This window comes from Flavobacterium daemonense (genome assembly GCF_007341385.1).
GTDB classification, from domain to species: domain Bacteria; phylum Bacteroidota; class Bacteroidia; order Flavobacteriales; family Flavobacteriaceae; genus Flavobacterium; species Flavobacterium daemonense.
The window spans coordinates 406,431-431,776 of the sequence record NZ_VJYD01000001.1 but is presented as its reverse complement, the minus strand read 5'-3'; the positions used below and the strand labels follow the sequence as shown (position 1 = coordinate 431,776).

The window sequence follows — 25,346 nt, the reverse complement described above, 5'->3', positions numbered from 1 at the left end:
AACGTGAAACTTGAAACCTGAAACAAAATAAACTAAAAAATAAATGAAACATTGGATTGAAGCCGCTAGACTGCGCACACTGCCTTTATCAGTTTCTGGAATTATTGTAGGAAGTATTTATGCTTTATCAAACCCAACAGAAACAATCAATACGCCAACAGAAGTATTTAGCTGGAAAATTTTTGGTTTTGCACTATTGACAACTCTTGGTTTGCAGGTTTTATCCAATTTTGCCAATGATTATGGCGACGGAGTGAAAGGTACAGATAATGCGGACAGAGTAGGGCCGCAGCGCGCTATTCAAAGTGGTAAAATCACACCTCAGGCCATGAAAAAAGCGATTATTATTACTTCATTGCTTACATTATTGTCAGCTGTGATATTAATTTATTTTGCTTTTGGAAAAGACAATTTCGGATATTCTATTTTCTTTTTACTGTTAGGAATTGCGGCAATTATTTCGGCAATTCGTTACACAGTAGGGAATTCGGCTTATGGTTATAAAGGATTTGGAGACGTTTTTGTTTTTATTTTCTTCGGATTGGTAAGTACTTTGGGAGTCAACTTTTTATATTCTAAAGAAGTTGATCCTCTTTTGATTCTGCCAGCAATTGCAATTGGTTTATTGAGTGTTGCTGTTTTGAACCTTAATAATATGCGTGATGAAGAATCAGACAGAAAATCTGGAAAAAACACTATTGTAGTTCAAATTGGCGGAGCAAAAGCTAAAATTTATCATTTTACAATCATAATTACCGCTATGATTTTGGTGGTTCTTTTTGCTATTTTAAGCGATTATAATTTTGATCAATATTTGTTCTTATTGGCTTATATTCCGTTAACGAAACATTTAATTACAGTCGCTAAAAATCAAGATCCGAAGCTTTTAGATCCTGAATTGAAAAAAGTGGCATTAAGCACATTTTTGCTTTCATTATTGTTAACGATTTGTATGATTTCATTGATTTCAGACATTATTGTTAATCTTTTCCTTGGAGGAAGATAAAATAAGTTCAACTTAAAAAATAAAATCATGAAAATCACATTTTACGGACATGCATCTTTAGGAATCGAAGTTGGAGGAAAACATATTATTGTTGACCCATTTATTACAGGAAATCCGGCTGCTGCGGCAATTGACTTAAGAGAATTAAAAGCCGATTATATTTTACTTACACATGCACATGCTGATCACGTTTTAGACGTTCAAGCAATTGCAAAACTGACAAATGCTGTTATTGTTTCAAATGCAGAAATTGCGAGTTACTATGCAAAATTAGGATTCAATTCCCACCCAATGAATCACGGCGGAAGCTGGAAATTCGATTTTGGAAAAGTAAGATATGTAAACGCAATTCATTCAAGCACTTTTCCTGACGGCACTAACGGAGGAAATCCTGGAGGTTTTGTAATCGAAAGCGAACATAAAAATATCTATATCGCTGGCGATACTGCACTTACATATGACATGAAGTTGATTCCTTTAAGAACGGAATTAGATTTGGCAATTCTTCCAATTGGAAACAATTTTACAATGGATGTTGAAGATGCGATCATCGCTTCAGATTTTGTTGAATGCGACAAAATTCTTGGCTACCATTTTGATACTTTTGGTTACATCGAAATCAATCATGAAGAAGCAATCAAAAAGTTTTTCGATAAAGGAAAAGATTTAATGCTTTTAGAAATTGGAGAATCAATTGAATTATAATTTCTTTTAAAAGCGAATTTATAGTTTTGGCATAATATATGTCATTTCGACTAAAGGGAGAAATCACACAAGTAATTCCGCATGCGTTATCGCCATTTTTTGTAGAATTTCGAGTGTTATTTCTCCCTTCGTTTGAAATACAAAATTGAATATGAAAAATCATTTATCAATATGAAATTAAAAAGATTAGCCCTATTTCTTTTACTTACAATTTCGTTTAATTCTTTTGCTCAAAAAGACGGATATTGGGACAAGGAACGTGCAACAACAAAAGAAATTATTGTTTCTGCCCGTGACCGAATCACCATTAAAACAGAAGATCTTCCTGTTGGAACAACCGAAATTGTGTACCGAATTACACTTTTAGATGAAAATCAGCAAATGGCAAATAGTTTGGTTTCGGTACTAAAATCTATTCCAGATCCAACTGGTGTTAGTCAGGGTTCTGCTGGAGCTGTATTTTTAATGTCTAAAATTTCGGGTGATGATACTTGCACTTACGCATTATTTACTTCATCAGAAAATGCCAAAAAATATATCGACGACGGGAAAACCGATAAAGCTTGTTATGCGCAAGATGAAGCTTTAAGTAAAGATGCCAAAAGATTATCGCTTGATAAGTCGTCTTGTTTAGGACAAAATGTAAGTACGATTTGGTTCGGTTTTCACAGCGAAAACTGGCTTTTAAAACAAAAAGTAGTTTTAGAAGTGGTGCCGTGGGTGGATACAAAGCTAAGCCGTGGGTGGAATCAAGACAACAAAAATGATATTATCAGTTTGTGCAAAACATCTACAATGGCACAAAAAATGGCTAATTCGGATGATTTTTGTGTTTGCATTTTAGATAAAATCATGAAACAATACCGTTATACGGAGTTTCAGAAATTGTTGCCAATCGAAAAAAACAAAGTCTATAAAGATTTTGGAAACGCCTGTTATAAAGATGCCGATATTTCTAAAAACGTGTTTAGCGATCTTAGAAATCAAGCTTCAGTTTTAATCAAACAAGAAAAATACAACGAAGCAATTCCGAAATTAAATACTATAATTAATGAAGGAAAAGCAACTGCATTAGATTACAGTTCAATTGGTTATTGTTATATTTTGACAAAGCAATATGAAAAAGCATTGAAATTTTTGCAAGAAGGCGAAAAGCTTGACAACACAGAATTATTAGTAAAATTAAATTTAGCACATCTGTATTTAGTGAGCAATAATTACGGTGATGCCAAAACGATTTACAAAAAATACCAAGATCAAAATGTAACGGACAGCATTAGCTGGAAAGACAAAACAAAATCAGATTTTGTAATTTTTCAAAAAGCAGGTCTTCCATCAAAAGATTTCGAAAAAGTTTTAAAATTATATAATTAAAGGTTCTAAGATGCTAAGGCTCTAAGATACTAAGTTTTCGTATCATTTGCCTTAGTATCTTAGAATCTTAGTTCCTTAGCAACTTAAAAAAATGAACGCCTCTTACCAAAAATACATGCTTGAATTCAAGCGTCCGTCTGGAACGTCTAGGGGAATTATGACCGAAAAGGAAACTTGGTTTATAATTTTGGAAGAAAATGGAAAAAAAGGAATTGGCGAGTGCGGAATTTTGCGCGGTTTAAGCGCCGATGATCGCGATGATTATGAAGAAAAACTGCAATGGGTATGTCAAAATATTCATTTAGGAGAAAAAGAGCTTTGGGAAAATTTGCTTGAATTTCCTTCGATTCAGTTTGGAGTTGAAATGGCTTTTTTATCCTTAAAAAGTGAAACACCATATTTATTATTTCCGTCTGATTTTACTAATAATTCAAAGTCAATTCAAATAAATGGCTTGGTTTGGATGGGCGAAGCCTCTTTCATGAAACAGCAAATTGACGAGAAATTAGCCGACGGCTTTACCTGCATAAAACTAAAAATTGGAGCAATAGATTTTCAAAAAGAATTGGATTTACTGCAATTTATAAGAAGTCATTTTTCAGCTGAACAAATTGAAATTAGAGTAGATGCAAATGGCGCTTTTTCTTTAAATGAAGCTTTAGATAAACTACAGCAACTAGATCAATTTCAATTGCATAGTATTGAGCAACCAATAAAAAAAGGTAATGTCCAAGCGATGGCAGATTTATGCAAAACAACTCCGTTTCCAATTGCTTTAGATGAAGAATTGATTGGTGTATTTTCATTTGAAGAAAAAGAAAAACTTCTTCAAGAAATTAAACCGCAATATATTATTTTGAAGCCAAGTTTTATTGGTGGTTTTAGAGGGACCAAAGAATGGATTGATTTGGCTGACAAATACAAAATTGGCTGGTGGATTACATCAGCATTAGAAAGCAATATTGGTCTAAATGCTATATCGCAGTGGACGTTCATTCAAAATTCAAAAATGCCCCAAGGCCTAGGAACCGGGGCACTTTATACTAACAATTTTGATTGTCCGCTTGAAGTTTCTCTAGGACAATTATGGTATAATAATTCAAAAAAATGGAGTTTTTTTGAAGGTTCAAAGTAGCAAAGGTTCAGAGTGACAAAGGTTTTTTCTTTTTGGCTCTGAACCTTTTTTGGCTCTTTTTTAATTAGATAAATTGTCTTTCTAGTAGTTTATAATTTAAAAGGTTCAAAGTGACAAAGACAAAAAACCTCTGCACCTTTGCAACTCTGAACCTCTGAACCTCCATTTACTCTTTCCCCCCAAGCAAACTATCTTGCCAATCTTTCAATTCCTGCCATTTTCCTTGGTAAGCCAATAAAGCTTGTTTTGCCCAAGTGCTTGGATTGTGAATAGCATAATTTTCACCGCCAGCGTCAAGAATTGACTGCGATTTTTCAGTTGAAGTCTGAGACAATTCGTGCCAAGTTGTAATTCCTGATTCATGATACAAAGCTTCGATTTTTGGACCAATTCCTTCGACTATTTTTAAGTCGTTTTCTTTTATTTTTTTTCCGAAAATAGTTGCAGCTAATGCACTGTCGAATACAATAAGTGGAGCAGAAGTTGCAAATGACTGCGGCGTTGCTGAAATTTTAGCTTTCGCTGCTAGATCAGCTTCCAATTGCGCGATTTTTGCATTTAAATTTTTGGTGTTTGCTTTGCAGGCGTCTAAATCTTCCTGAAGAGATACTGCAAGTGAATTATCAGTTTTTGAATTCATTTTTCCTAGTAAGTAACCTAAAATTCCACAGATTAAACCCACTAATGCTGGTATTAAGATACAAGGTATATTCATGATACTATTTTTTGATTAATTATTTGATTGTAATAACGGTTCTTCTGTTGGCGGCTTTGCCCTCGGCGGTTGTATTTTCACCCGCAGGTTCATCGGGACCTTTTGATTCGGCATTAATTCGCGAAGCTTCGATACCGTTTTTAGATAAATAATTCTTAGAAAATTCGGCACGTTTTTGCCCTAAAGCAATATTTGCTTCACGATTTCCAACATCATCTGTATGACCAACAATTAGTACTGTGGCATCTTTTACATGATCCATATATTTTGCAATATCCGCCACTTTTTGTTTTTCATCAGCAGTAAGATTTTCACTTGATTTGTTAGTGCTAAAATGAAGAATCAACGGATTAGCATTTATTTTATCTTTCAAAATACTCCATTCGTCACTAGCTGTAGCCATTGTATCGATAGTTTCAAATTTATACTCGGCAGGACCTAAAAGTGTATCCAAATTGGTTTTCCAACTATTGATAATTTCGCCTTTGGTATTAAATTGCGTATTTGAAAGACCTTTCGAAATAAAATAATTTTTCACATCCTCAGCTCTTGCCAAACCTAAGTTTTCAAATTTTGTTGTATTGGTCTCATCAGAAGTAGCATAACCTGTAATAGTTACTTTTTGCTTAGGATTGGAGGTTAAAAATGTTTTTAAATTTTCAATTCCAATGTTTACAGAATCACTCACCGGCACAATCAATGCAGCGCTGTTTTTTAAGAATTTGAGGTTGTCATTGGTCTGAAAATTAATTCCTGGACCATTAAGAACAAAAGGAACAAAATTATTGTCCTTAGCTGCAACTGTTGGTACTTTTTCTGTATCAGCGGCTGGTGTTTCCATATTGCAATTGCAACAAAATTTCATGTGCAAAAATGTACCCAAAATGATTGTTAATGCAATGCCTAAGAGGTAAAGTGCTTTTTTAGACATAAGTTTCAAAGTTAAGATTCTATCAAATTTAGTGAATTAATAGTGTGTAACGTGTTAATAATCAATTAAATTGGTTGTTCTTAAATATTAAGAATCATAATTTGAAAGTTCCTGTTTAGACTTAAAATCATTTCATGCCCTGAATTAAAATGAGTAACTTGCAATAAATTAATTGAAATATCAAAATGGTTGAAATTGAAAGAAAGTTTCTTGTAAAATCAGACGATTTTAAAGAACAGGCTTTTACTCAAAATAAAATTGCTCAAGGTTATTTAAGCTCACTGCCAGAAAGAACTGTTCGTGTTCGAATTAAAGGCACGAGAGGTTTTTTGACTATAAAAGGAATTGGACAACAAGGCGGTATGTCGCGTTTTGAATGGGAAAACGAAATTCCACTTGAGGAAGCACAAGAGTTGCTAAAATTATGCGAAAAGGGGAAAATCGAGAAGACTCGTTTTGAAATTAAATCTGGAAACCACGTTTTTGAAGTAGATGAATTTTATGGAGAAAATGAAGGATTAGTTATGGCTGAAATTGAATTAAATTCAGAAACAGAAGCTTTTGAAAAACCAGATTGGCTTGGCGAAGAAGTTACAAATGACGAACGATATTATAATGCTTATTTGAGCAAAAATCCATTTAAAGACTGGCAAAAATAATTGATTTATGACAGATTATGATTTGATTATTGTTGGCGGAGGCCCAATTGGACTTGCCTGTGCTATTGAAGCTAAAAAGAGAAATTTGCGTTATTTAATTATCGAAAAAGGTGCAATTGTAAACAGTATTTTCAATTATCCGCTTTACATGACTTTTTTTTCTACTGCCGAAAGATTGGAAATTGGCGATATTCCCTTTAACTGTCTGGCGCCAAAACCGGGTCGTCAAGAAGCTCTAGAATATTATCGAAATATTCATCGTTACTTCAATTTTTCAATTAATCTATTTGAAAAGGTAAATGAAATTCAGAAAAAGGCAGATCACCATTTTGAAATTATCACAGATAAAAAAATGTATTCTTCTAAAAATGTTGTAATTGCGACCGGATTTTATGATATTCCGATTACCATGAATGTAAAAGGAGAGGAATTGTCAAAGGTTCGTCATTATTACAAAGAAGCACATGAATATGCTTTTAGAAATATTTTAGTTGTCGGGGCAAACAATTCTTCTGTTGATGCAGCATTGGAATGCTGGCGAAAAGGAGCGAATGTTACAATGGTAATTCGTAAAACCGAAATCAATAATAGAGTAAAATATTGGGTAAAACCAGACATTGAAAATCGAATTGCTGAAGGAAGCATCAAGGCTTTTTTTGAATCGAATATTACCGAAATTCGAGAAAATGAAGTTGAAATTGAAACTCCAGATGGAAAAATTATTATTGAAAATGACTTTGTTTTGGCCTTGACAGGTTACAAACCAGATTTAAATTTTCTTGAAAAAAGTGGCATCGAACTTTCGGATGATGAACTAAAAATACCTGTTTATAATCCTGAAACTATGGAGACAAATGTAAAAGGATTATTTCTAGCCGGCGTTGTTTGTGGCGGCATGCAGACGCATAAATGGTTTATTGAAAACTCAAGAATCCACGCTAAAATGATTGTGGATTATGTTACTTCGAAATAGTTTTTCAGCCACGAATTCACGAATTATTTTTAGACAGATTTAAAAATATTTGTATAGATTGCTGCAGATTTCACTAATTAAATTGGTGTATATTTGACCAAATCTGCGGAGTATGCATGAAAAATAATTCGTGAATTCGTGGCTAAAAAAAACTTTAAGAACTACAAGAAAGCATTGAACAACCTACTTTTGATCTTGCCCAATCTGGGCGTTTTGCAAACCATTTTTCATATTCCGGCTGTTCGTCATATGGTTTTTGCAAAAGCGTATAGAGTTCATCAATCAATGAATAATCTTCTTTTTCGGCCCCATCGATTGCAAGTTGCGCCATATAATTTCTAAGGACATATTTCGGATTAATCAGGTTCATTTTTTGCGAACGCTCTTCATCTGATAAACTTTCTGATTTTAATCTTTCCAAATATTCATAAAACCATTTTGTCCAGATTTCTAAAATTTCACCTGAAACTTCTTCAGGTTTATAAAAAGAATCCTTTATTTTTTCAATTGCTTCTGGCGCAAAATCTGATTTTTCAACTGTACTTAAATTTCTGAAAAAGATTGTCATATCAGTTTCTGTCAATTGTAAAATCTTTTCTAAATCTAAAATTAATTCATTATCAGTTTCTATTGAAGTAAATAGCCCTAATTTACTTAAAAACATCTCTTTATAATCTGAATCAAAATCATTGATGAATGATTCTAATATTTTTTCAAGAGGCGCAGCTTCATTAATCAACGGATAAAGCGCGTTGGCTAATTGAAATAAATTCCATTGTGCAACCTGAGGCTGATTGCCAAAACGATATCGTCTGTTTTGGCTGTCGGTTGTATTTGGTGTCCAATTCGGATCATAGTTTTCAAGCCATCCGTATGGCCCGTAATCTATTGTAATTCCGTGAATCGACATATTATCTGTATTCATTACACCATGTACAAAACCAACACGTTGCCAATGCAGAATCATTTCACGCGTTGTATCAGCAACTTTTTTGAAGAATTGCAAATATTGTTCTTTCGGTTCTCCGCTTATTTCTGGAAAATAGTGTTTGATTGTAAATTCTACAAACTGCTTTAAATTTTTAAGTTCATTTCGCGCAGTCAGCATTTCAAAACTTCCAAATCGAATAAACGAAGGTGCTACACGACAAACAATCGCGCCTTTTTCGTAGGCAGGATTTCCGTTGTATAAAATATCACGCAAAACTTGATCTCCTGACAAAATAAGAGAAAGCGATCGAGTAGTAGGAACGCCCAGATGAAACATCGCTTCGGCACATAAATATTCCCTGATTGAAGAACGCAAAACGGCCAAACCATCTGCGGTTCTTGAATATGGCGTTTTTCCTGCACCTTTTAATTGAAGTGTGTAAAACTGATTATTATTTTCAATTTCTGTCAAATTGATTGCTCGACCATCACCAAGTTGTCCCGCCCAATTTCCAAATTGATGACCTGCGTAACACATCGCAAAAGGCTGTGTTTCAGGAAGTGTTTCTTTCCCTGAAAAAACATTCAGAAATTCTTCTGATTGAATTTCTTCTTTTGAAATTCCAACTAATGACGCAACATCTTCAGAAACATGAATCAGTTTTGGATTCGAAGGAACCGTTGGATTTACATACGAAAATAAAGTATTTTTTACCTGACGAACTTCATTTGTTGTTTCTGGATCTGCAGGTAATTCGGCTGTAAATCGATTATTTATTTTTAGATTTTTCATTTTTGAACTTTCTTTTTGCCACAGATTAAAAGGATTTCTTCAAATTTCTTCGAAATTTTAAGCGAACCAAATAAAAATCCGTTTAATCTGTGGCTAAAAATTAGATTAACCTGTCGGCGTACATTTTTTTCAGTTTCTGCACTTTTGGATCAATTACGATTTGGCAATAGCGCGCATCCTGATTGTTGTTATAATAATTTTGATGATCTTCTTCGGCCTCATAAAACACTTCAAAAGACTTAAGTTCTGTTACAATCTTAGTAGCAAATAAAGGTTGAACCTCATTAAAAACTTGTTCAGCAATTGCTTTTTGTTCTAAATCATGGTACAAAATTATTGAGCGATATTGTGTCCCAACATCTGCACCTTGCTGATTCAATGTTGTAGGATCGTTACTTGTCATAAAAATGAAAATCAAATCATGATATGAAATTATGTCAGGATCAAATGTGACTTGTATTACCTCTGCGTGTCCGGTTCTGCCGGTACATACTTCTCTATAAGGCGGATTTTTGATAAAACCACCCGAATATCCTGATTTTAAAGATTTTACTCCCTTTAAGCGCTGAATAACAGCTTCAATACACCAAAAACATCCGCCACCAAAAGTAGCTACTGATAAATTTTCCATAAAAAATATTGTATGTTGTTTTTTAATGCCTATTAATCCGATAGAATATTATGATAATTTATTAAAAAAAGAACTAAATAACTAAAGATACTAATTGGTTCTTTAGAATTTGAAGTTTAGTATTGATAAATTCGCAATTGCGTAAAAAAGCAATATATTTGCAATCAAATTCAGGCATACAAATGAATAGCAAAAATAATACCATCAGTTTAGAAACTTATTTCAAGGATTTTCGTCAAAATATAGTGGGAATAAATCAAGAATTTACGTCTCCTTTTGGCAAAAAACGCATCATTTACACTGATTGGACTGCCAGCGGAAGATTATATCGCCCAATTGAAGAGAAACTTCTCAATGAATTCGGGCCTTTTGTTGCTAATACACATACTGAAACTACTGTGTCAGGTACTGCCATGACAAAAGCGTACCATCATGCCAGACATATTATTAAGCGTCATGCCAATGCAAATCAGGATGATGTTTTAATTACAGATGGAACGGGAATGACTGGTGTTGTAAATAAATTTCAGCGTATTTTGGGGTTAAAAATTCCTGAAAATCTAAAAAGCTGTACTACTGTTCCTGACGAAAAGAAGCCCATCGTTTTTATTTCGCATATGGAACACCATTCGAATCAAACGTCTTGGTTAGAGACAATTGCAGATGTTGAAATTATTCCATCTTGTGAAAAAGGTCTTTTCAGTCTTGATCATTTGCAAGAACTTTTAGAAAAATATAAAGACAGAACTATAAAAATCGCGTCAATCACTTCATGTTCGAATGTTACGGGTTTAAAAACGCCTTTTCATGAAGCAGCAAAATTAATGCACCAATATAATGGAGTTTGTTTTGTGGATTTTGCTTGTTCTGGGCCTTATGTTAAAATTGATATGCATCCGGCCGATGCAGAATCTTATTTAGATGCCGTTTTCTTTTCTCCGCATAAATTTTTGGGCGGACCTGGAACTTCGGGGGTTTTGATTTTCAATAAAAAATTATACAACAATATGATTCCAGATTGTCCTGGTGGCGGAACGGTGAGCTGGACAAATCCTTGGGGCGAACATAAATATATTGATAATATTGAAGATCGTGAGGATGGTGGAACTCCAGGATTTTTGCAAGTTATAAAAACAGCACTTGCCATTGAACTGAAGGAAGAAATGGGAATTGAAAACATTTTGCAGCGCGAGCACGAAATTGTTGATTATGTTTTTAATGAACTTGAGCCTGTTGAAAATATCAAGATTTTGGCAGGACAACATAAAGACAGATTGGGCGTTGTTTCTTTTTTTATTGAAAATCTTCATTTTAATTTAGGCGTAAAATTGCTGAATGACCGTTTCGGGATTCAGACTCGTGGAGGATGCAGTTGTGCTGGAACTTACGGACACTTTTTGCTTCATGTTGATCAAGAAACTTCAAATAAATTGGTAAATGAAATTACGATTGGTGATTTGATCAAAAAACCGGGATGGATCAGAATGTCGATTCACCCAACGACAACAGATGAAGAAATTGCTTATGTGTGTGACAGCATTAAAGAATTAGCTAAAAATCACGAAACTTGGGCTTTAGATTATTCTTATAATAAAAATACAAATGAGTTTGTTCATAAAAATGCCACTTCATTTGAAGATGAATTAGTGGAAAGCTGGTTTAAATCTTAAGAAAATTTCTAATTGTACATAAAGTAAACCCGTCAGGTTTTTAATCCCGAGGCTTCGGGACTGTCGGGTTTGTTGTATAAAACAGTTTGTTATTTCTTATGAAAATGATATTTCTCATTTAGCCCCGATAGAAGTGGAAATCCTTTTGTGGCGTGGTTCGACATAAAAGATTACTTCGTCAGTTCGCTATCGCTCGTGTGAAACGGATAGCGGGAGTTTAGGTCTTGAAAAAACTGATACTTCTGCTTCTAAAAATTACATAATCAAACGGACGCCACCAAGATCTGAAACTCGGTAAGAGAATTTATTTCCTGGCGAAGCAATGAACATAAAGTTTTTTGGAATATGCCATTTTTCAGAAAGTTCATCGATAAGGTCTGGACCAAAAGTACCTTTGATTTCAATGTATTCAATATCAATGCTGTCGTAGGCGCGATCTAAAACTTCAAGATCTTTTTTTAGCGCTTCATTATTTGTTCCGTCATTTTTGACGTGAACTATTTTTAGTTTTTTTGTGGTTTCATTATTCTCAACGTATTGAAGTACTTTATTCAAAATTGCAATGTCATCACCTTTGGTAAAAAAAACAAATTCCTGTGAGTTGATTTTTGAGCTCATATTTTGGAGATAGCGATTGCTCACAATTACCATTCGGCGCAAAGGCTGATAAAAATACTCAAGCGCTTCGATTAAAAGTTTGATTAGCGCAACACGATTAAGCATTATGCCAATAAAAATTAGCGACGGAACCATGTATTTTAGAAACGTGTAAAATGCATTTATGTTTAATTCCATATTGCCAATAAAAGCAGCAATTACAAAAATTACAGCCGTCACAACTGCAATTCCTCTGGCTCGTACTGGTCTTGGAAGTTTACTTCGTTTGAATTTCAGCAATAAATTTCCAATTCCGAATAACGCCATTACTGCTAAAAATGAAAAAGTATATACTCCGGCAAGTGATTCTAAATGTCCTTGCGTGGCAAAAAGCACGGAAATGCATAGAATTAAAAAGCTGATTACAATTCTGTAATGAGAACCTCTTTTATTTTGTTTTAGAAAATAATTTGGCAAAATTCGGTCTAAAGTCATTCGGTTCAAAAGCCCAGAGACACCTACAAATGAGGTTAATACAGCACCGCATAAAACTAAAACGGCATCGATAGAAATCAACCAAGCCAACCAAGAACCGCCGGTTGTTTCGCCTAAATGAGCTAGGAGGGATTCTTTGTTTTCGCCAACTTCGCTAAGCGGAATTACACTAATTAATAAAATTGCGATTGCTGGATTAAAAAAGCTGACAATTCCCCACATGTTGCGAAGTGTTTTTGGAAAAATGCCATGTTCTTGCTCTTCGACAAAATTGGCAGAACTCTCAAAACCCGAAATTCCGAGCATTGCCGCCGAAAATCCTAAAAAAAGTGCTGTTTCAATATTTCCTGTTGTCAAAGGCGTTCGCCAATTAACATGAAAAGTTTCGAGACCATGATGAAGCAAAAACCAAATTGAAGCTAGAACCAATAAAGTTAGGGTAGTAATATGTGTGACAAAAATGATTACAGCCACAAAAGCAGATTCCCCAATTCCTAAAATAGCCAGAAATGTAAATAAAATTAAAATGACAACAGTTGAAATGGTAACATTTAGTCCTTCAAAAATTCCGTGCAGATAATGCATGCCTTCTGATGCTGAAATTACGGCTGTTGCCATGTACGATAAAACGGTTAATGTTGCCGCAAGTGAAGCCAAACGTTTTGTTGACGTGTTAAGTAAAACATTGTAAGCTCCACCATTTAAAGGAATTGCGCCTACAACTTCGGCATAAATTTTTCGGAAAAGAAATAAAACAACAGCAACAATTAATAAAGAAATCCATGCATATTGTCCTGCATATAAAATGGTCAGCGCTGAAACATAAAGACAAGAAGAACTGATATCGTTACCACAAATCGCGGTTGCCTGTAACTGATTTAATTTTTTGTGTACAATTTCTTTCATGATGATTCAAGATTACAACACGATTTACTTTAGAATTACAAACCACAAACGAATTAAAATCTTGATCTGCGGGTATTTTCAATGGTTTGAAAATGAATAATTTAGAGTCAATCTGAATTTTGAATACTCAAGTTAAGAATATTATTTGGATTGTTGGAATTTTTTTAGAGAAAGCAAAGCTTGTTCCTGAATTTTACTGTGGAAAAATCCTGTCCAGCCCAATAAATATCCAGTTACGCCAAATGCTTGTTTTGACCATTTCCACACATCAAAATTATCGGTATGTTTGATGATTAAGCCATCTTGAAAAACAAATTCAGCTGTAATAGTATTGACTACGTTTCTGTTGGTTTTGCTGAAATTGTATGTTGCCACCCATCTAGCTGACCCAGAAAATTCATCGGCATGTATATCTGAAAATTCAATTTTTATATTGCCTTTGCTTTTTAAAATAAGCATTTCCCACATTTTAGAAACTTGCTCTTCCTTAAGCAATCCAAAAGCTGGATCAATAAAATGCACTTTTGGATGATAGCATTCACTCATTGTTTTAGCGTCGGCATTTGCAAAAGCGGTATAAAATTTTGCAATTAAACTTTCGTTGGCGTTCATGTAAATCTTAATTAGAGTATAAATATAATATTTATTATCTTAAGTTTTTTCTTTATAAAACGCTAATTTCTTTTGCTGTGTCAAAAGTTTTCTTGGAATTGTCGTATGCTGTTGAAAAATAAGAGTTTCTGTTTAGGGCCGTAAAATATCCAGTTTGGTTTCCAAACGCATTTGACGGACCCGTAATAATAAATCGGATTGCCTGAATATCGGTTTTTTTGAGTTTCAGCATTTCTGCCGGAGTAAAGTAGTAATAAGCTGTCGTTTTACCATCAGCACTTTCTTTGACATTTTTGTCAACACATGGAATTACATCGCCATTTACCAAATCTACATATACGCCACCCGAAATTCGCGCCTGATCATTTGCTGTAGCAATAGTTAATTTTAAAATACCGCCTTTTTCTGTTTTTGCTGCCTGAACATTTAACTCGCCAGAAAAAGCATATTTTTCGCAAATAAAAGTATAATTTTTAGTGGCAGGGTAAGGTTTTGAACCTTTTACGCTTATAGTTTCCTGAGCATTAGCAAAGTTTGTAATCAATAATAATAAAAACAGCGATAATTTAAAACTCATATATTTTTTGTTATTCGGTTATTTTAGCATCAAATGTTTCGTCCCAATCCATTGATTTTATGGCAGAAACCAAATTATTTTCATCTACAAAAACTCTAAGCTCTTTATTTGCAACTTTTTTAGAATACAAAGCATGATAACGGTAAATGACTTCTTGTTTGGTTTTATAAACACCATCCAATTTCAGATCAATAAAACTACCGTAATATTGCCTAAATCTTGTACAGGTTTTTGTAAGCCTTTCTTCCGTCGTATTTTCCATTACAGATTTGGTTACTTCCGTTTCATTAAATGGTTTAAACTTTGAAGTATTGCAGGTTTCCAAAACACGTTTGCCTAATTCGTATGCCTTTTTTTGCTGATTCGAATTAATTTCAGAAACCGCAACTTTTTTAATTTTCAAATCGTCAGTATCTCTGCTGACTGTTTTTGATTTGCATCCTATAAGCAACAACAAACATATAATCAATCCTGCTTTCTTCATAGCTATTTAAGTTATTTTTAATAATAAATTGGGGTCGGGACAATTTTCTATATAAAAATTAAGGTCATTTGAATTGCATACTCCAGGATAATCTCCCCAAAAATCTTGAATATCTTGAATAATCTGAAAATGAACATGCGGTGCATAATCGCCATTTACAGCGGCGTTGCCAAGAGTTGCAATTTGTTCTCCTTTCTTAAAAAATTTCCCAACACTTAAGTCGTCTAAACTTTCTAACGATAAATGTCCATATAAAGTATAAAATTTTTCATTTTGTATTTCATGTTCCAAAATAATCGTCGGTCCATAATCGCCAAGTCCAATATTATTTTTAAAACTATGCACTTTTCCGTCTAAAGGTGCATGAACTGTAGTTCCTTCTTTTGTCCATAAATCCAGACCAATGTGAATATTTCGTTCTGGAATAGAATCGTTTCTAAAAATGGTACTCCTTTTATATAAGGTACGTCCTTCGATGTAACCGCCAAAAGCAACTTCGGCATTGTTTTTTGATAAATAATCGAAAATAAAAACTTCAAATTCGGCAGCATTTTCTGGTCGGCTGTCCATTAATTCTTCGTTATTGGCTGATAAATCTAAAGGAATGTACTTTGAAAAATCGATACTCGAATCAATGATTTTAGTAGGTGGCAAGGCGTTTAAGATTGCGGAAAGGGGTTTCATAAAAATAAAATTTAAGCTACTTTTTCTATAATAATTAATTCATTATGAACCTCAATGCGAGGCAGCATTTTTGAGGCAAACAATTTAGGATTTATTTCTGAAATGTACTTCCTATTTCGCACATTATGTGCTTCATCTAAAATCATAGTATTGAAAAGTACAAAACCTTGATCTTTCAACAACGAGCAAATTCGATCACTAAAAAAGCGCTCAAATAAGAAGTTTGGCATTTTTATATCTTCAAAAATATCAATAATAATCAAGTCATATTGGTCTTTTGTTTTTAAAACAAATTCAAATGCATCATCGATGACCAATTCGAGTTGCTCAATTTTATTTAGATTAAAATATTGATTGGCAATCTTAATCATTTCGGCGTCAATTTCAACTCCTGTAATTTTGCCTTTATACTGAATTTCATCTACTAAAGTTTTTATAACGCTTCCGCCGGCAACGCCCAAAACTAAAACATGATCCATTTCTATAATTTTATTGTATCCAATATTTCGAAGTCCATACCTTAATATACGTTGCAGACTTCCATAAGAATAATTGGTGTTTTCAGAGTCTAAAACCAATTCGCCATTCGCCCAAGTAACTTCAATTGTTTTGCTTAGCGCCGATTTTTTTTTGAATATTTTTATTGGAATTAGATAACTGAACAGTTTTTGAATCATTTTATAATGCTTTTACTCAAAAATACATTTTAAATCTTTTATTTTGCAGAAATAATAAAATTTTAATGAAAAAACAGTTATACAAATTCATCTTTTTTAAGCTAATGGGCTGGAAAATCAAGGGAATCGAGAATGCAGATGTTAAAAATTGCATTTTGATGGTGATGCCTCATACCAGCAATCATGATTTTTACATCGGGCTTTTTACTCGCGGAATTTCAGGTCTGGAGATGAATTGGGTTGGAAAAAAAGAATTGTTCAAATTTCCTTTTGGTTATTATTTTAGAAATGTTGGCGGTGAACCAATTGACCGAACCGGCGGATTAAACAAAGTAGATTCGATTGCGGCAATTTTTGAGCGAAAAGAAATTTTTCGTTTGGCAGTTGCTCCAGAAGGAACTCGAAAAGGAGTAACTGAAATTAAAACTGGTTTTTATTATATCGCGCTTAAAGCAAATGTTCCAATTGTTCCTGTAGCTTTTGATTGGGGAAAGAAAGAAGTTAATTTAGGAGAGCCTTTTTTTCCGACTGGCAATTATGAAGCCGATTGGGAAATCTTGAAACAACATTATAAGGGAGTAGTAGGGAAAATTCCTGAAAACGGAATTCAAGTCTAAAATTTCAATGTTTTTTTCAATTGCGTGAGAATCGCTTAAACGAAAAATATTTTTAAAATTTTTCAAATACGCAAAATTTCTGAATTATGGGACATATACTTTAAATGTCCCATTTTTGTAAAAAAATATAATTTTCTCGATTTCTTTTTTTTCAAGTGAAAATGGAAGATTTTTTTCGGAAGCATGATTTATATTTTCGGAGGTATTTTCTTTAGCGTAATTTATTTCAGAAAATAAATCGGCTCCAGCAAAATTTTCATTGAATAAAGTGGGAGCAGGGTTTTGATCGATTTCTGAAATTGAAGATGATTTTGGAGGTACAATCTCATCACTATTTTTAGGAAAACTTCCTTTTCCGTTAAGCAGCCAATAGATATCTACATCAGGAAAAACTTCTAGAATTTTCATAACAAAATCTAAACTTGGTTTGTTCCTTCCAGATAGGAGATGGGACATACTGGAACGTTGCACACCAATTTTGTCAGCAAATGATGAAGCATTTATACCGTAATATTCAAGTATAATTTCAAGTCTTTTTACAAAATCATCGATGTTTACCATTGTAAATTATTTAAAGAAAATAACATGTTTACAAATGTAACAAAAAGGATTTAAATTAACAATTTTACAGTTGTTAATTATCAAAAGAACAACATTAAATAGAAATTATTACTTTAACTAAGTATGTATAACTAATTGAAATAAAGTTATTTGATTGTTTATTATAAAATAAGTGACATTTGTTAATCAGCTTATTTTATAAACGCATTAAATAGATATAAATCATGTTTACAATTCTAAATTATCCACAATTTAAATAGTTTACAATTGTAAAAATAAAGATGTTTACTTTTGTAAACAAATCAAAAGACAATGAATTTAGAAGAATTATTTAACCAGAACAAGGAACAATCTATATCTGGCCGTTATTTGACTTTAGAGCATATCGAGCCATTATTACATAAATTAAACACCAATAATCAGGTGCAAGTTATAGGGAAATCGGTTTTAGGACAACCTATATATAGTTACCAAATTGGTACCGGAAGTACACGCGTATATCTGTGGTCGCAAATGCACGGAAACGAAAGCACAACCACAAAAGCTTTGTTTGATTTTATTAATGTATTAAACAGCGGATCAGATTTTGCGCAAAAAATGCTGGATACTTTCACTTTTTACAGCATTCCTATACTAAATCCTGATGGCGCGAAGTTATATACTCGCGAAAATGCTAATAAGATAGACCTAAATCGTGACTCACAAAACTTAACACAGCCAGAAAGCAATGTTTTAAGAGAAGTTTTTGAACGTTTTAAACCTCATTTTTGTTTCAATCTTCATGATCAGCGAACAATATTTGGCGCAGGGGAAACGGGAAAACCCGCAACTGTCTCATTTTTAGCACCATCATATAACGAAGAACGCGAAATCAATGAAAACAGATTAACGGCTATCAATTTAATTGTCGGAATTAATGATGAATTACAAAAATATATTCCAGGCCAAATTGGGCGTTTTGATGATTCGTTTAATATAAATTGTATTGGAGATACTTTTCAGTTTTTAGGTGTTCCTACAATTTTATTTGAAGCAGGACACTATGCAGGCGATTACAACAGGGAAATCACTAGAAAATTCATATTTTTCTCACTAATTACGGCGTTTAAACTGATCTCCGAAAACGATTTAGTTTATAATAGAATTAATGATTATTTGAATATTTCACAAAATAAAGTGGTTTTTTATGATTTTATGTATAAAAATATCAAAATAAATTATGATGGTATCGAAATTATTACGAATTTTGTCGCACAATACAAAGAAGAATTGATTGAAAATAAGATTCATTTTAATGCTTACATAGTTGAAGCAGGAGAATTAGAAAATTATTTTGGACATTATGAATATGATGCAAAAGGTGCAATTTATTCAGATGATTATGATAATTTTCCGAAATCGAATCAAAAAGCAGATTTTTATTTAAATAAAAATACTAAATTTGTTAACGGGTTGATAAAAAGTTAATTTTTATGTGAATTTGTTGTTTTTTATATATATTTTTATACTTTGTAATAGCAATTAGTAATATTAATTAAAGAATTATGAGTAAATTTCGTTTAGATGAAGTAGATCACCAGATTTTAGATATGTTAATAGACAATACGAGAGTTCCGTTTACTGACATTGCAAAAAAATTATTGATATCTGCTGGAACAGTACATGTTAGAGTAAAAAAAATGGAGGATGCCGGCATAATAATGGGATCTTCATTAGCCTTAGATTACGATAAATTAGGGTATTCATTTATTGCTTATGTGGGTGTATTCCTTAATAATACGTCTCAAACTAAATTTGTATTAGAGAGAATCAATCAAATTCCATTCGTAACAGTAGCTTCTGTAACGACAGGTAAATTCAACATTTTTTGCAAAATTAGAGCAAAAGACACTAAGCATGCAAAAGAAGTTATTTTTATGATTGATGATATCGAAGGAGTTTACAGAACTGAAACTATGATTTCATTAGAGGAAAGTATTAACGATAAGAAGCGTTTGATGCATACTATTTTCAAAAATATGTAAGAATTTCTCTTGAATGCTATATAAAAATATACCTCAAGTTTATGCTTGGGGTTTTTTTATGACTAATTAACCAACCAACTACAACACAATTATGTATACGTTACCCAAAATTGAACGTTTTAATCAAGACGTTCTCTCTAAATATCACATTTACAATAGTGTCTTTATTACTTTACCATTTGACTCTATAGATAATACGGGTGTTTTATTGCCTTTATTTACAGAGACTTGCGAAACGGGATTTAAAAAACAAGAAACTCCAAAAGAAATTTTTGATTTCTTTTCAAATAAATTTCTGAACAATGCTTCAGAGACGGAAAAAATCGATTTGATGTTTCGATTTATCCAATATATCGAGCGCCAAATTGTATTATTTGATGCTATTGAAGATGCTGCTTTTCCAGAAGTAAACAATATGGAAGGACGAGGATCTTTACGAGATATTAAAGAAAAAGCCGATACAAAAGAAAAAGACGATGAATTAGTCGAGTTTTTAGAAAACTTCAATGTTCGCACGGTTCTAACCGCGCATCCAACACAATTTTATCCTGGCCCAGTTTTAGGAATTATCAATGATTTGACCGAAGCAATACGTCAGAATGATTTATTGCAGATCAAACAATTACTGGCGCAATTAGGAAAAACACCTTTTATTCAGCATGAAAAACCAAATCCTTACGACGAAGCTGTTAGTTTAATTTGGTATCTAGAAAATGTGTTCTATGCGACCGCTGGCGAAATTGTGCATTATCTTCAAAAAAATCTTCATGATGGAAACCCAATTCAGAATCAATTAATCAAACTTGGTTTCTGGCCGGGTGGTGACCGCGATGGAAATCCATTCGTTACGACAGAAATTACTCTTAAAGTTGCAGATCGTTTGCGTACTTCGATTTTGAAGTGCTATTACGTAGAAATGAGAAATTTAAAACGTAAGTTAACTTTCTCAGGTGTAGATACTTTAGTTGCTGAACTTGAACATAAACTTTATCGTTCTGTGTTTTATTCTAAAGGTGAAATTTTCATTACTTTGGAAGAATTATTGGCACAATTAAATAAAATAAGAACAATAATTATTGAAAAACATCAGTCATTATACCTTGATGAATTAGAAGCATTTTTGGTAAAAATAAACTTATTCGGATTTCATTTTGCGACTTTAGATATTCGTCAAAATAGTAAAATTCACAATGCTGTATTTAAAGATGTAGTGAATTATTATTTGAATTCTGGTTCAGATGTTTTTCCGAAAAATTATTATGATCTAACAGAAGATGAAAAAATCGATGTTTTATCAAAAGTAAAAGGAGATTTGAATCCTAGTAATTTTGAAGATGAAATTACAAGATCGACTTTAGAATCTGTTCAGGCAATCAAAACCATTCAGCAGAATAATGGTGAAGAAGGGGCGAACCGTTATATTATTAGCAATAATGAAAGTGCTTTGAATGTAATGGAAACTTTTGCTATGATTCGTTTGAATAACTGGGAAAATCCTACAGTTGATATTATTCCGCTTTTCGAATCGGTTGATGATTTGCAGAATGCGCATTCAATAATGGAGCAGCTATATACAAATCCGGAATATTCTAAACATTTGCAGGCTAGAGGAAACAAACAAACTATTATGCTTGGTTTCTCTGACGGAACTAAAGATGGTGGGTATTTAATGGCAAACTGGAGTATTTATCAGGCTAAAATTTCATTGACTGAAATCTCTAGAAAATATGGCATTAAGGCTATTTTCTTTGATGGACGCGGTGGACCTCCTGCTCGTGGTGGTGGAAAAACGCATAAATTCTATGCTTCTCTAGGACCAAAAATTGAAAATAATGAAATTCAGATAACGGTTCAAGGACAAACGATTAGTTCGAATTTTGGAACTTTAGATTCTTGCCGCTATAATATTGAAAACTTATTAAGTGCAGGAGTTACAAATCAGGTATTTAAGAAAGAAGAAAATGAATTGAGTCCAGAAGAAACTGAGATTTTGACTCATTTGGCGACTTTAGGTTATGATAAATATTTGAGTTTTAAAAATCACCCAAAATTTATTCCTTATTTGGAGAAAATGAGTACGTTGAAATATTACTCAAAAACAAATATTGGAAGCCGTCCTTCAAAAAGAAGCAAATCAGAATCCTTAGATTTTGCTGATTTAAGAGCAATTCCGTTTGTTGGTTCTTGGAGTCAATTAAAACAAAATGTTCCAGGATTTTTTGGAGTTGGTTCGGCTTTGAAACATTTTGAAGAATCTGGGCAATGGGATAAAGTAAGTGATTTGTATCATAATTCATTGTTTTTCAAAACTTTGCTTGAAAACAGTATGATGTCTTTAGCAAAATCATTTTTGCCATTGACGGCCTACATGAGAAATGATCCTGAATTTGGTGAATTTTGGCAAATTATATACGATGAGTTTTCAGAAACTAAACGACTTTTGCTTAAAATCGCTGGTCATAAAACATTGATGGAAAATTATCCTGATGGTATTGCTTCAATTCAAATTAGAGAGCGTATTGTATTGCCATTATTGACAATTCAGCAATATGCGCTTTTGAGAATCAATGAGTTGAATAAAGAAAAAGAAGGAAATGAAGATTTGATCAAAGTTTATGAAAAAATCGTTACGAGATCACTTTTTGGAAATACAAATGCGAGTAGAAACTCGGCTTAAAAAATAAGAAAATGAATTCAGATCAATTATTAGACAGCGAATATTCAGGTGGATTTGCGACTTATATTCGCGAAGCTGGAAATGTAAATTTGATTGAAGAATTAGAAATTTCACTTCACAGTTTCATAAGATTTGTACAAGATATTCCGATGGATAAATTTGATTATCGTTACGCAGAAGGAAAATGGACTATAAAAGATATTATTCAGCATATTATGGACTGCGAACGTATTTTTGCATATCGCGCTTTACGTTTTTCACGAAATGACAAAACGCCTTTGCCAAGTTTTGAAGAAAATGATTATGCTGTCAATACGGAATCTAACAAAAGAAGTATTCAAGATTTACTGACTGAATTTTCGGCATTAAGGCATTCAACTTTATTGTTTTACAAAAGCTTATCTGAAGAACAGCTTAAAAGAATTGGAACTGCTTCAAATAATCCAATTTCTGTTCGAGCATTAGGTTTTGCTATTATTGGACATCAAAAACATCATCAAAAAGTTTTTGAAGAAAGGTATTTGTAAAATTTGAGATTTAAAAATTATACAAACCCGACAGGTTTTAAAAACCTGTCGGGTTTACTTTTGAGATTTTTTTTTAAAAGGTTTTAGCTCAATCTTGTCATTTCGACGGAGATGAAATCTTCGCAAGTAATTCCATAACGAAAATCCAATCTTTGTCGAGCTTCTCGTGGAGATTTCTCCTCCGTCGAAATGACAAAAAGGTGGGTGTTTATTGAATCGTTTGATGCTTTCTTTCCAAAAATGCCAATCCAAATCTAATTTTATCATAAGACATTTTTTCTTCAAAGTGCTCAAAGTAAGGTCTTAATGCTGTAGGATTTTCCAATTCGATTTGTGCTTTTTCTATTGCAACAATTTCTTCATCAGAAACAAATTGGCTTAAATCAAAATCATTTCCATCTACATATAATTTGGCTAAATGAGAAACAATCGTAGTTTCACCAAGATTTCTTTGTCCAGCAATTTCTTCAATCGAAAGGCCGTTTTGAAATAGTTCTAAAGTTTTGTCATATGTACTCTCTTTTTTTCCTTTCTTAACAACTGATTTATTTTTATGAAATTGAATTATAGCGTTTATAAATTCAGAACCGTATTTTTCAAGTTTTGCTTTACCAACACCTTCTACAGCAAGAAATTCGTCATCGCTCATTGGTCTTAAAATCTCCATTTGTCTCAACGCTGCATCACTGAAAATTACGTAAGCAGGAACGTCTTCTTCTTGCGCAATTGCATGACGTAATTTTCTAAGCGTTTCAAAAAGAGAGTTTTTGACTGCTTTTGCTTTTTCTTGCTTAATTTCATTTTTATCAATCACCTTTTTAATCACAGTTGTTAGTTTTACTTTTTCGCCTTCAAATAATACTTTTTTAGCAAAAGGCGTCAATAAAATTTTGTTGTGTTGATGAAAAGCAATTTCGCAATAACCTAAATTAATCAGCTGAATTAAATATTGATTCCAGTCGTACCAAGAGATGTCGGCTCCAATTCCATAGGTTTTAAGCTCTTGATAGTTCTTTTCGTAGATGTATGCGTTTTTTGAACCACGCAAAAAATCAACAATTACAGCTAATGGCTCGGATTCTTGTAATCTTGTAATTGCAGAAAGCGCTTTTTGCGCGAGAATCGTTCCGTCAAAAAATGTTGGAGGATTTTTACAGATATCACAATTACCGCAATTTTCTTTGACCAGTTCTCCAAAATAAGAAAGCAAAATTTTTCTACGACAGCTCAAAGCATCTGCATATTGCTTCATTCTGTCTAATTTTGCAAGCTGAATATCAGAGTTTAATCCTTCCGAAGCAAATTTTTGAAGCTGAATAACATCGGCATAACTTTCAAATAGAACCGTTTCTGCAGGCAAACCGTCTCGGCCAGCACGGCCAATTTCTTGATAATAACCTTCAATGTTTTTTGGAAGATTGTAGTGAATTACCCAGCGAACATTCGATTTATCAATCCCCATTCCAAAAGCAATCGTAGCACAAACCACTTGACAATCATCATTGATAAATTCATCTTGAGTTTTAGCTCGCAGTTTATTGTCTAAACCAGCATGATATGCTTTTGCTGTGATTCCTTTTTTCTGTAATTTTTCTGCTAATTCTTCGGTTGTTTTGCGGCTCAGGCAATAAATAATTCCAGATTCATTTGGTTTATTTTCGACAAAATCAATAATTTGCTTCACTCTATCTAATGCTGGACGAACTTCAAGACTTAGGTTTTTTCTATCGAAAGAAGCAACAAATGTTTTTGGATTTTTTAAATTCAGCTGTTTTGTAATATCTGTTCGTGTTGCTTTGTCGGCTGTTGCAGTAAGCGCAAGAACTGGAGTAGAAGGGAAGCGATTTTTTAAATATCCTAAATTTGTATAAGCAGGTCGAAAATCATGTCCCCAGGCAGAAATACAATGCGCTTCATCAATTGCAATTAAACTGATTGTCAATTCATTAAAAGCATTATCTAAATAGGACAAACTTTCAGGAGCGATATAGACAAGCTTAAAAGTATTTGATCTTAAATTATCGATATAATATTGTTGTTCTTCAGAAGTTTGACTGCTGTTGATATAGCAAGCAGCGATGCCATTTGTTTTTAAACTATCAACTTGATCTTTCATCAAGGCAATTAAAGGAGAAATTACAATTGTGATTCCTGGCAAGACAAGTGCTGGCAATTGAAAACATATTGATTTTCCGCCACCAGTGGGCATAATGGCAAGTGTATCTTGGCCTGATAATACAGTTGTAATTATGGTTTCTTGATTTGGCCTGAATTTTTCAAACCCAAAGTTCTCTTTTAATTTGGCATGCAAAAGTTCTGAAGTCATGTAAAAGATTATAAAATTAAAAATTGCTTAAAAAAATAAATATAAGTTATTTCTTATAAA

At 33.0% G+C, this 25,346-nt stretch carries 24 protein-coding genes; 12 read left to right on the top strand and 12 right to left on the bottom strand.

From position 1 onward, the window contains the following. Positions 1–43 precede the first annotated feature (43 nt). The 4 genes from menA to FND99_RS01765 all read left to right on the top strand — a co-directional run bounded on the left by menA (position 44) and on the right by FND99_RS01765 (position 4,220). Positions 44–1,006 (top strand): 1,4-dihydroxy-2-naphthoate octaprenyltransferase, encoded by a 963-nt coding sequence (gene menA / locus FND99_RS01780; RefSeq protein ID WP_144336282.1) that lies wholly within the window; start codon positions 44–46, stop codon positions 1,004–1,006. A 27-nt stretch (positions 1,007–1,033) separates the two neighbouring features. Continuing rightward, positions 1,034–1,711: a metal-dependent hydrolase gene (locus FND99_RS01775; RefSeq protein WP_144336281.1), complete on the top strand. Its 678-nt coding sequence runs from the start codon at positions 1,034–1,036 to the stop codon at positions 1,709–1,711. A gap of 171 nt (positions 1,712–1,882) precedes the next feature. After that, the gene (locus FND99_RS01770; RefSeq protein ID WP_144336280.1) at positions 1,883–3,085 is read left to right on the top strand and encodes a tetratricopeptide repeat protein; all 1,203 of its coding nucleotides are present in this window, start codon (positions 1,883–1,885) and stop codon (positions 3,083–3,085) included. A gap of 91 nt (positions 3,086–3,176) precedes the next feature. Continuing rightward, a complete protein-coding gene (locus FND99_RS01765; protein ID WP_144336279.1) occupies positions 3,177–4,220 on the top strand; it encodes an o-succinylbenzoate synthase in 1,044 nt (347 codons plus the stop codon). Positions 4,221–4,386: 166 nt separating this feature from the next. Here the strand turns inward: FND99_RS01765 and FND99_RS01760 are convergent, their stop codons facing one another. Beyond that, a complete protein-coding gene (locus FND99_RS01760; protein WP_144336278.1) occupies positions 4,387–4,935 on the bottom strand; it encodes a hypothetical protein in 549 nt (182 codons plus the stop codon). 19 nt (positions 4,936–4,954) lie between these two features. Then, on the bottom strand, positions 4,955–5,776 hold the full coding sequence (locus tag FND99_RS01755) for an OmpA family protein (RefSeq protein WP_246074152.1): 822 nt from the start codon (positions 5,774–5,776) through the stop codon (positions 4,955–4,957). A 275-nt stretch (positions 5,777–6,051) separates the two neighbouring features. Between FND99_RS01755 and FND99_RS01750 the strand changes: the two genes are divergently transcribed. Together FND99_RS01750 and FND99_RS01745 are read left to right on the top strand one after the other, a co-directional pair. Beyond that, positions 6,052–6,525: a CYTH domain-containing protein gene (locus FND99_RS01750; RefSeq protein WP_144336276.1), complete on the top strand. Its 474-nt coding sequence runs from the start codon at positions 6,052–6,054 to the stop codon at positions 6,523–6,525. Between the two features lie 7 nt (positions 6,526–6,532). After that, entirely contained in the window at positions 6,533–7,498 is a 966-nt protein-coding gene (locus tag FND99_RS01745; RefSeq protein ID WP_144336275.1) for a YpdA family putative bacillithiol disulfide reductase, read from the top strand. 154 nt (positions 7,499–7,652) lie between these two features. Here the strand turns inward: FND99_RS01745 and FND99_RS01740 are convergent, their stop codons facing one another. Together FND99_RS01740 and msrA are read right to left on the bottom strand one after the other, a co-directional pair. Further along, entirely contained in the window at positions 7,653–9,221 is a 1,569-nt protein-coding gene (locus tag FND99_RS01740; protein WP_144336274.1) for a protein adenylyltransferase SelO, read from the bottom strand. A 100-nt stretch (positions 9,222–9,321) separates the two neighbouring features. Next, positions 9,322–9,852, bottom strand: coding sequence for a peptide-methionine (S)-S-oxide reductase MsrA (gene msrA / locus FND99_RS01735; RefSeq protein ID WP_144336273.1), 531 nt, complete (start codon positions 9,850–9,852; stop codon positions 9,322–9,324). Between the two features lie 182 nt (positions 9,853–10,034). Between msrA and FND99_RS01730 the strand changes: the two genes are divergently transcribed. Continuing rightward, positions 10,035–11,522: an aminotransferase class V-fold PLP-dependent enzyme gene (locus tag FND99_RS01730; protein ID WP_144336272.1), complete on the top strand. Its 1,488-nt coding sequence runs from the start codon at positions 10,035–10,037 to the stop codon at positions 11,520–11,522. 255 nt (positions 11,523–11,777) lie between these two features. Here the strand turns inward: FND99_RS01730 and FND99_RS01725 are convergent, their stop codons facing one another. The 6 genes from FND99_RS01725 to FND99_RS01700 form a co-directional block, all read right to left on the bottom strand. Continuing rightward, positions 11,778–13,520 (bottom strand): APC family permease, encoded by a 1,743-nt coding sequence (locus tag FND99_RS01725; RefSeq protein ID WP_144336271.1) that lies wholly within the window; start codon positions 13,518–13,520, stop codon positions 11,778–11,780. A gap of 141 nt (positions 13,521–13,661) precedes the next feature. Next, on the bottom strand, positions 13,662–14,132 hold the full coding sequence (locus tag FND99_RS01720; protein WP_144336270.1) for a nuclear transport factor 2 family protein: 471 nt from the start codon (positions 14,130–14,132) through the stop codon (positions 13,662–13,664). 52 nt (positions 14,133–14,184) lie between these two features. Then, the gene (locus tag FND99_RS01715; RefSeq protein WP_144336269.1) at positions 14,185–14,709 is read right to left on the bottom strand and encodes a hypothetical protein; all 525 of its coding nucleotides are present in this window, start codon (positions 14,707–14,709) and stop codon (positions 14,185–14,187) included. 10 nt (positions 14,710–14,719) lie between these two features. After that, positions 14,720–15,193 (bottom strand): hypothetical protein, encoded by a 474-nt coding sequence (locus FND99_RS01710; protein ID WP_144336268.1) that lies wholly within the window; start codon positions 15,191–15,193, stop codon positions 14,720–14,722. 6 nt (positions 15,194–15,199) lie between these two features. Beyond that, entirely contained in the window at positions 15,200–15,877 is a 678-nt protein-coding gene (locus tag FND99_RS01705) for a peptidoglycan DD-metalloendopeptidase family protein (protein ID WP_144336267.1), read from the bottom strand. 11 nt (positions 15,878–15,888) lie between these two features. Beyond that, positions 15,889–16,554, bottom strand: coding sequence for a spermidine synthase (locus FND99_RS01700; RefSeq protein ID WP_144336266.1), 666 nt, complete (start codon positions 16,552–16,554; stop codon positions 15,889–15,891). A gap of 65 nt (positions 16,555–16,619) precedes the next feature. On the opposite strand from FND99_RS01700, the gene FND99_RS01695 reads away from it, so the two are divergent. Next, positions 16,620–17,171, top strand: coding sequence for a 1-acyl-sn-glycerol-3-phosphate acyltransferase (locus FND99_RS01695; RefSeq protein ID WP_144336265.1), 552 nt, complete (start codon positions 16,620–16,622; stop codon positions 17,169–17,171). A gap of 84 nt (positions 17,172–17,255) precedes the next feature. Here FND99_RS01695 and FND99_RS01690 read toward each other — a convergent pair whose 3' ends face one another. Continuing rightward, entirely contained in the window at positions 17,256–17,732 is a 477-nt protein-coding gene (locus FND99_RS01690; RefSeq protein WP_144336264.1) for a helix-turn-helix domain-containing protein, read from the bottom strand. A gap of 312 nt (positions 17,733–18,044) precedes the next feature. On the opposite strand from FND99_RS01690, the gene FND99_RS01685 reads away from it, so the two are divergent. From FND99_RS01685 to FND99_RS01670, 4 genes are all read left to right on the top strand, one after another. Continuing rightward, positions 18,045–19,199 (top strand): M14 family metallopeptidase, encoded by a 1,155-nt coding sequence (locus FND99_RS01685; RefSeq protein WP_144336263.1) that lies wholly within the window; start codon positions 18,045–18,047, stop codon positions 19,197–19,199. A 77-nt stretch (positions 19,200–19,276) separates the two neighbouring features. Continuing rightward, complete coding sequence (locus tag FND99_RS01680; RefSeq protein ID WP_007805990.1) at positions 19,277–19,756, top strand: Lrp/AsnC family transcriptional regulator; 480 nt, start codon at positions 19,277–19,279, stop codon at positions 19,754–19,756. Between the two features lie 91 nt (positions 19,757–19,847). Further along, on the top strand, positions 19,848–22,433 hold the full coding sequence (locus FND99_RS01675) for a phosphoenolpyruvate carboxylase (RefSeq protein WP_144336262.1): 2,586 nt from the start codon (positions 19,848–19,850) through the stop codon (positions 22,431–22,433). A gap of 11 nt (positions 22,434–22,444) precedes the next feature. Beyond that, positions 22,445–22,960: a DinB family protein gene (locus FND99_RS01670; RefSeq protein WP_144336261.1), complete on the top strand. Its 516-nt coding sequence runs from the start codon at positions 22,445–22,447 to the stop codon at positions 22,958–22,960. A 208-nt stretch (positions 22,961–23,168) separates the two neighbouring features. On the opposite strand, the gene recQ is transcribed toward FND99_RS01670, so the two are convergent. Further along, a complete protein-coding gene (gene recQ, locus FND99_RS01665) occupies positions 23,169–25,286 on the bottom strand; it encodes a DNA helicase RecQ (protein ID WP_144336260.1) in 2,118 nt (705 codons plus the stop codon). Positions 25,287–25,346 lie beyond the last annotated feature (60 nt).

Excerpts from the sequence above, each read along its gene's own strand:
- FND99_RS01690 (WP_144336264.1), bottom strand. The coding sequence starts at position 17,732 with ATGGTAAACATCGATGATTTTGTAAAAAGACTTGAAATTATACTTGAA.
- FND99_RS01740 (WP_144336274.1), bottom strand. The coding sequence starts at position 9,221 with ATGAAAAATCTAAAAATAAATAATCGATTTACAGCCGAATTACCTGCA.
- FND99_RS01755 (WP_246074152.1), bottom strand. The coding sequence starts at position 5,776 with ATGGAAACACCAGCCGCTGATACAGAAAAAGTACCAACAGTTGCAGCT.
- FND99_RS01710 (WP_144336268.1), bottom strand. The coding sequence starts at position 15,193 with ATGAAGAAAGCAGGATTGATTATATGTTTGTTGTTGCTTATAGGATGC.
- FND99_RS01760 (WP_144336278.1), bottom strand. The coding sequence starts at position 4,935 with ATGAATATACCTTGTATCTTAATACCAGCATTAGTGGGTTTAATCTGT.
- FND99_RS01715 (WP_144336269.1), bottom strand. The coding sequence starts at position 14,709 with ATGAGTTTTAAATTATCGCTGTTTTTATTATTATTGATTACAAACTTT.
- menA (WP_144336282.1), top strand. The coding sequence starts at position 44 with ATGAAACATTGGATTGAAGCCGCTAGACTGCGCACACTGCCTTTATCA.
- msrA (WP_144336273.1), bottom strand. The coding sequence starts at position 9,852 with ATGGAAAATTTATCAGTAGCTACTTTTGGTGGCGGATGTTTTTGGTGT.
- FND99_RS01670 (WP_144336261.1), top strand. The coding sequence starts at position 22,445 with ATGAATTCAGATCAATTATTAGACAGCGAATATTCAGGTGGATTTGCG.
- FND99_RS01695 (WP_144336265.1), top strand. The coding sequence starts at position 16,620 with ATGAAAAAACAGTTATACAAATTCATCTTTTTTAAGCTAATGGGCTGG.
- FND99_RS01775 (WP_144336281.1), top strand. The coding sequence starts at position 1,034 with ATGAAAATCACATTTTACGGACATGCATCTTTAGGAATCGAAGTTGGA.
- FND99_RS01745 (WP_144336275.1), top strand. The coding sequence starts at position 6,533 with ATGACAGATTATGATTTGATTATTGTTGGCGGAGGCCCAATTGGACTT.
- FND99_RS01700 (WP_144336266.1), bottom strand. The coding sequence starts at position 16,554 with ATGATTCAAAAACTGTTCAGTTATCTAATTCCAATAAAAATATTCAAA.
- FND99_RS01765 (WP_144336279.1), top strand. The coding sequence starts at position 3,177 with ATGAACGCCTCTTACCAAAAATACATGCTTGAATTCAAGCGTCCGTCT.
- FND99_RS01680 (WP_007805990.1), top strand. The coding sequence starts at position 19,277 with ATGAGTAAATTTCGTTTAGATGAAGTAGATCACCAGATTTTAGATATG.
- FND99_RS01705 (WP_144336267.1), bottom strand. The coding sequence starts at position 15,877 with ATGAAACCCCTTTCCGCAATCTTAAACGCCTTGCCACCTACTAAAATC.
- recQ (WP_144336260.1), bottom strand. The coding sequence starts at position 25,286 with ATGACTTCAGAACTTTTGCATGCCAAATTAAAAGAGAACTTTGGGTTT.
- FND99_RS01750 (WP_144336276.1), top strand. The coding sequence starts at position 6,052 with ATGGTTGAAATTGAAAGAAAGTTTCTTGTAAAATCAGACGATTTTAAA.
- FND99_RS01770 (WP_144336280.1), top strand. The coding sequence starts at position 1,883 with ATGAAATTAAAAAGATTAGCCCTATTTCTTTTACTTACAATTTCGTTT.
- FND99_RS01675 (WP_144336262.1), top strand. The coding sequence starts at position 19,848 with ATGTATACGTTACCCAAAATTGAACGTTTTAATCAAGACGTTCTCTCT.
- FND99_RS01725 (WP_144336271.1), bottom strand. The coding sequence starts at position 13,520 with ATGAAAGAAATTGTACACAAAAAATTAAATCAGTTACAGGCAACCGCG.
- FND99_RS01720 (WP_144336270.1), bottom strand. The coding sequence starts at position 14,132 with ATGAACGCCAACGAAAGTTTAATTGCAAAATTTTATACCGCTTTTGCA.
- FND99_RS01730 (WP_144336272.1), top strand. The coding sequence starts at position 10,035 with ATGAATAGCAAAAATAATACCATCAGTTTAGAAACTTATTTCAAGGAT.
- FND99_RS01685 (WP_144336263.1), top strand. The coding sequence starts at position 18,045 with ATGAATTTAGAAGAATTATTTAACCAGAACAAGGAACAATCTATATCT.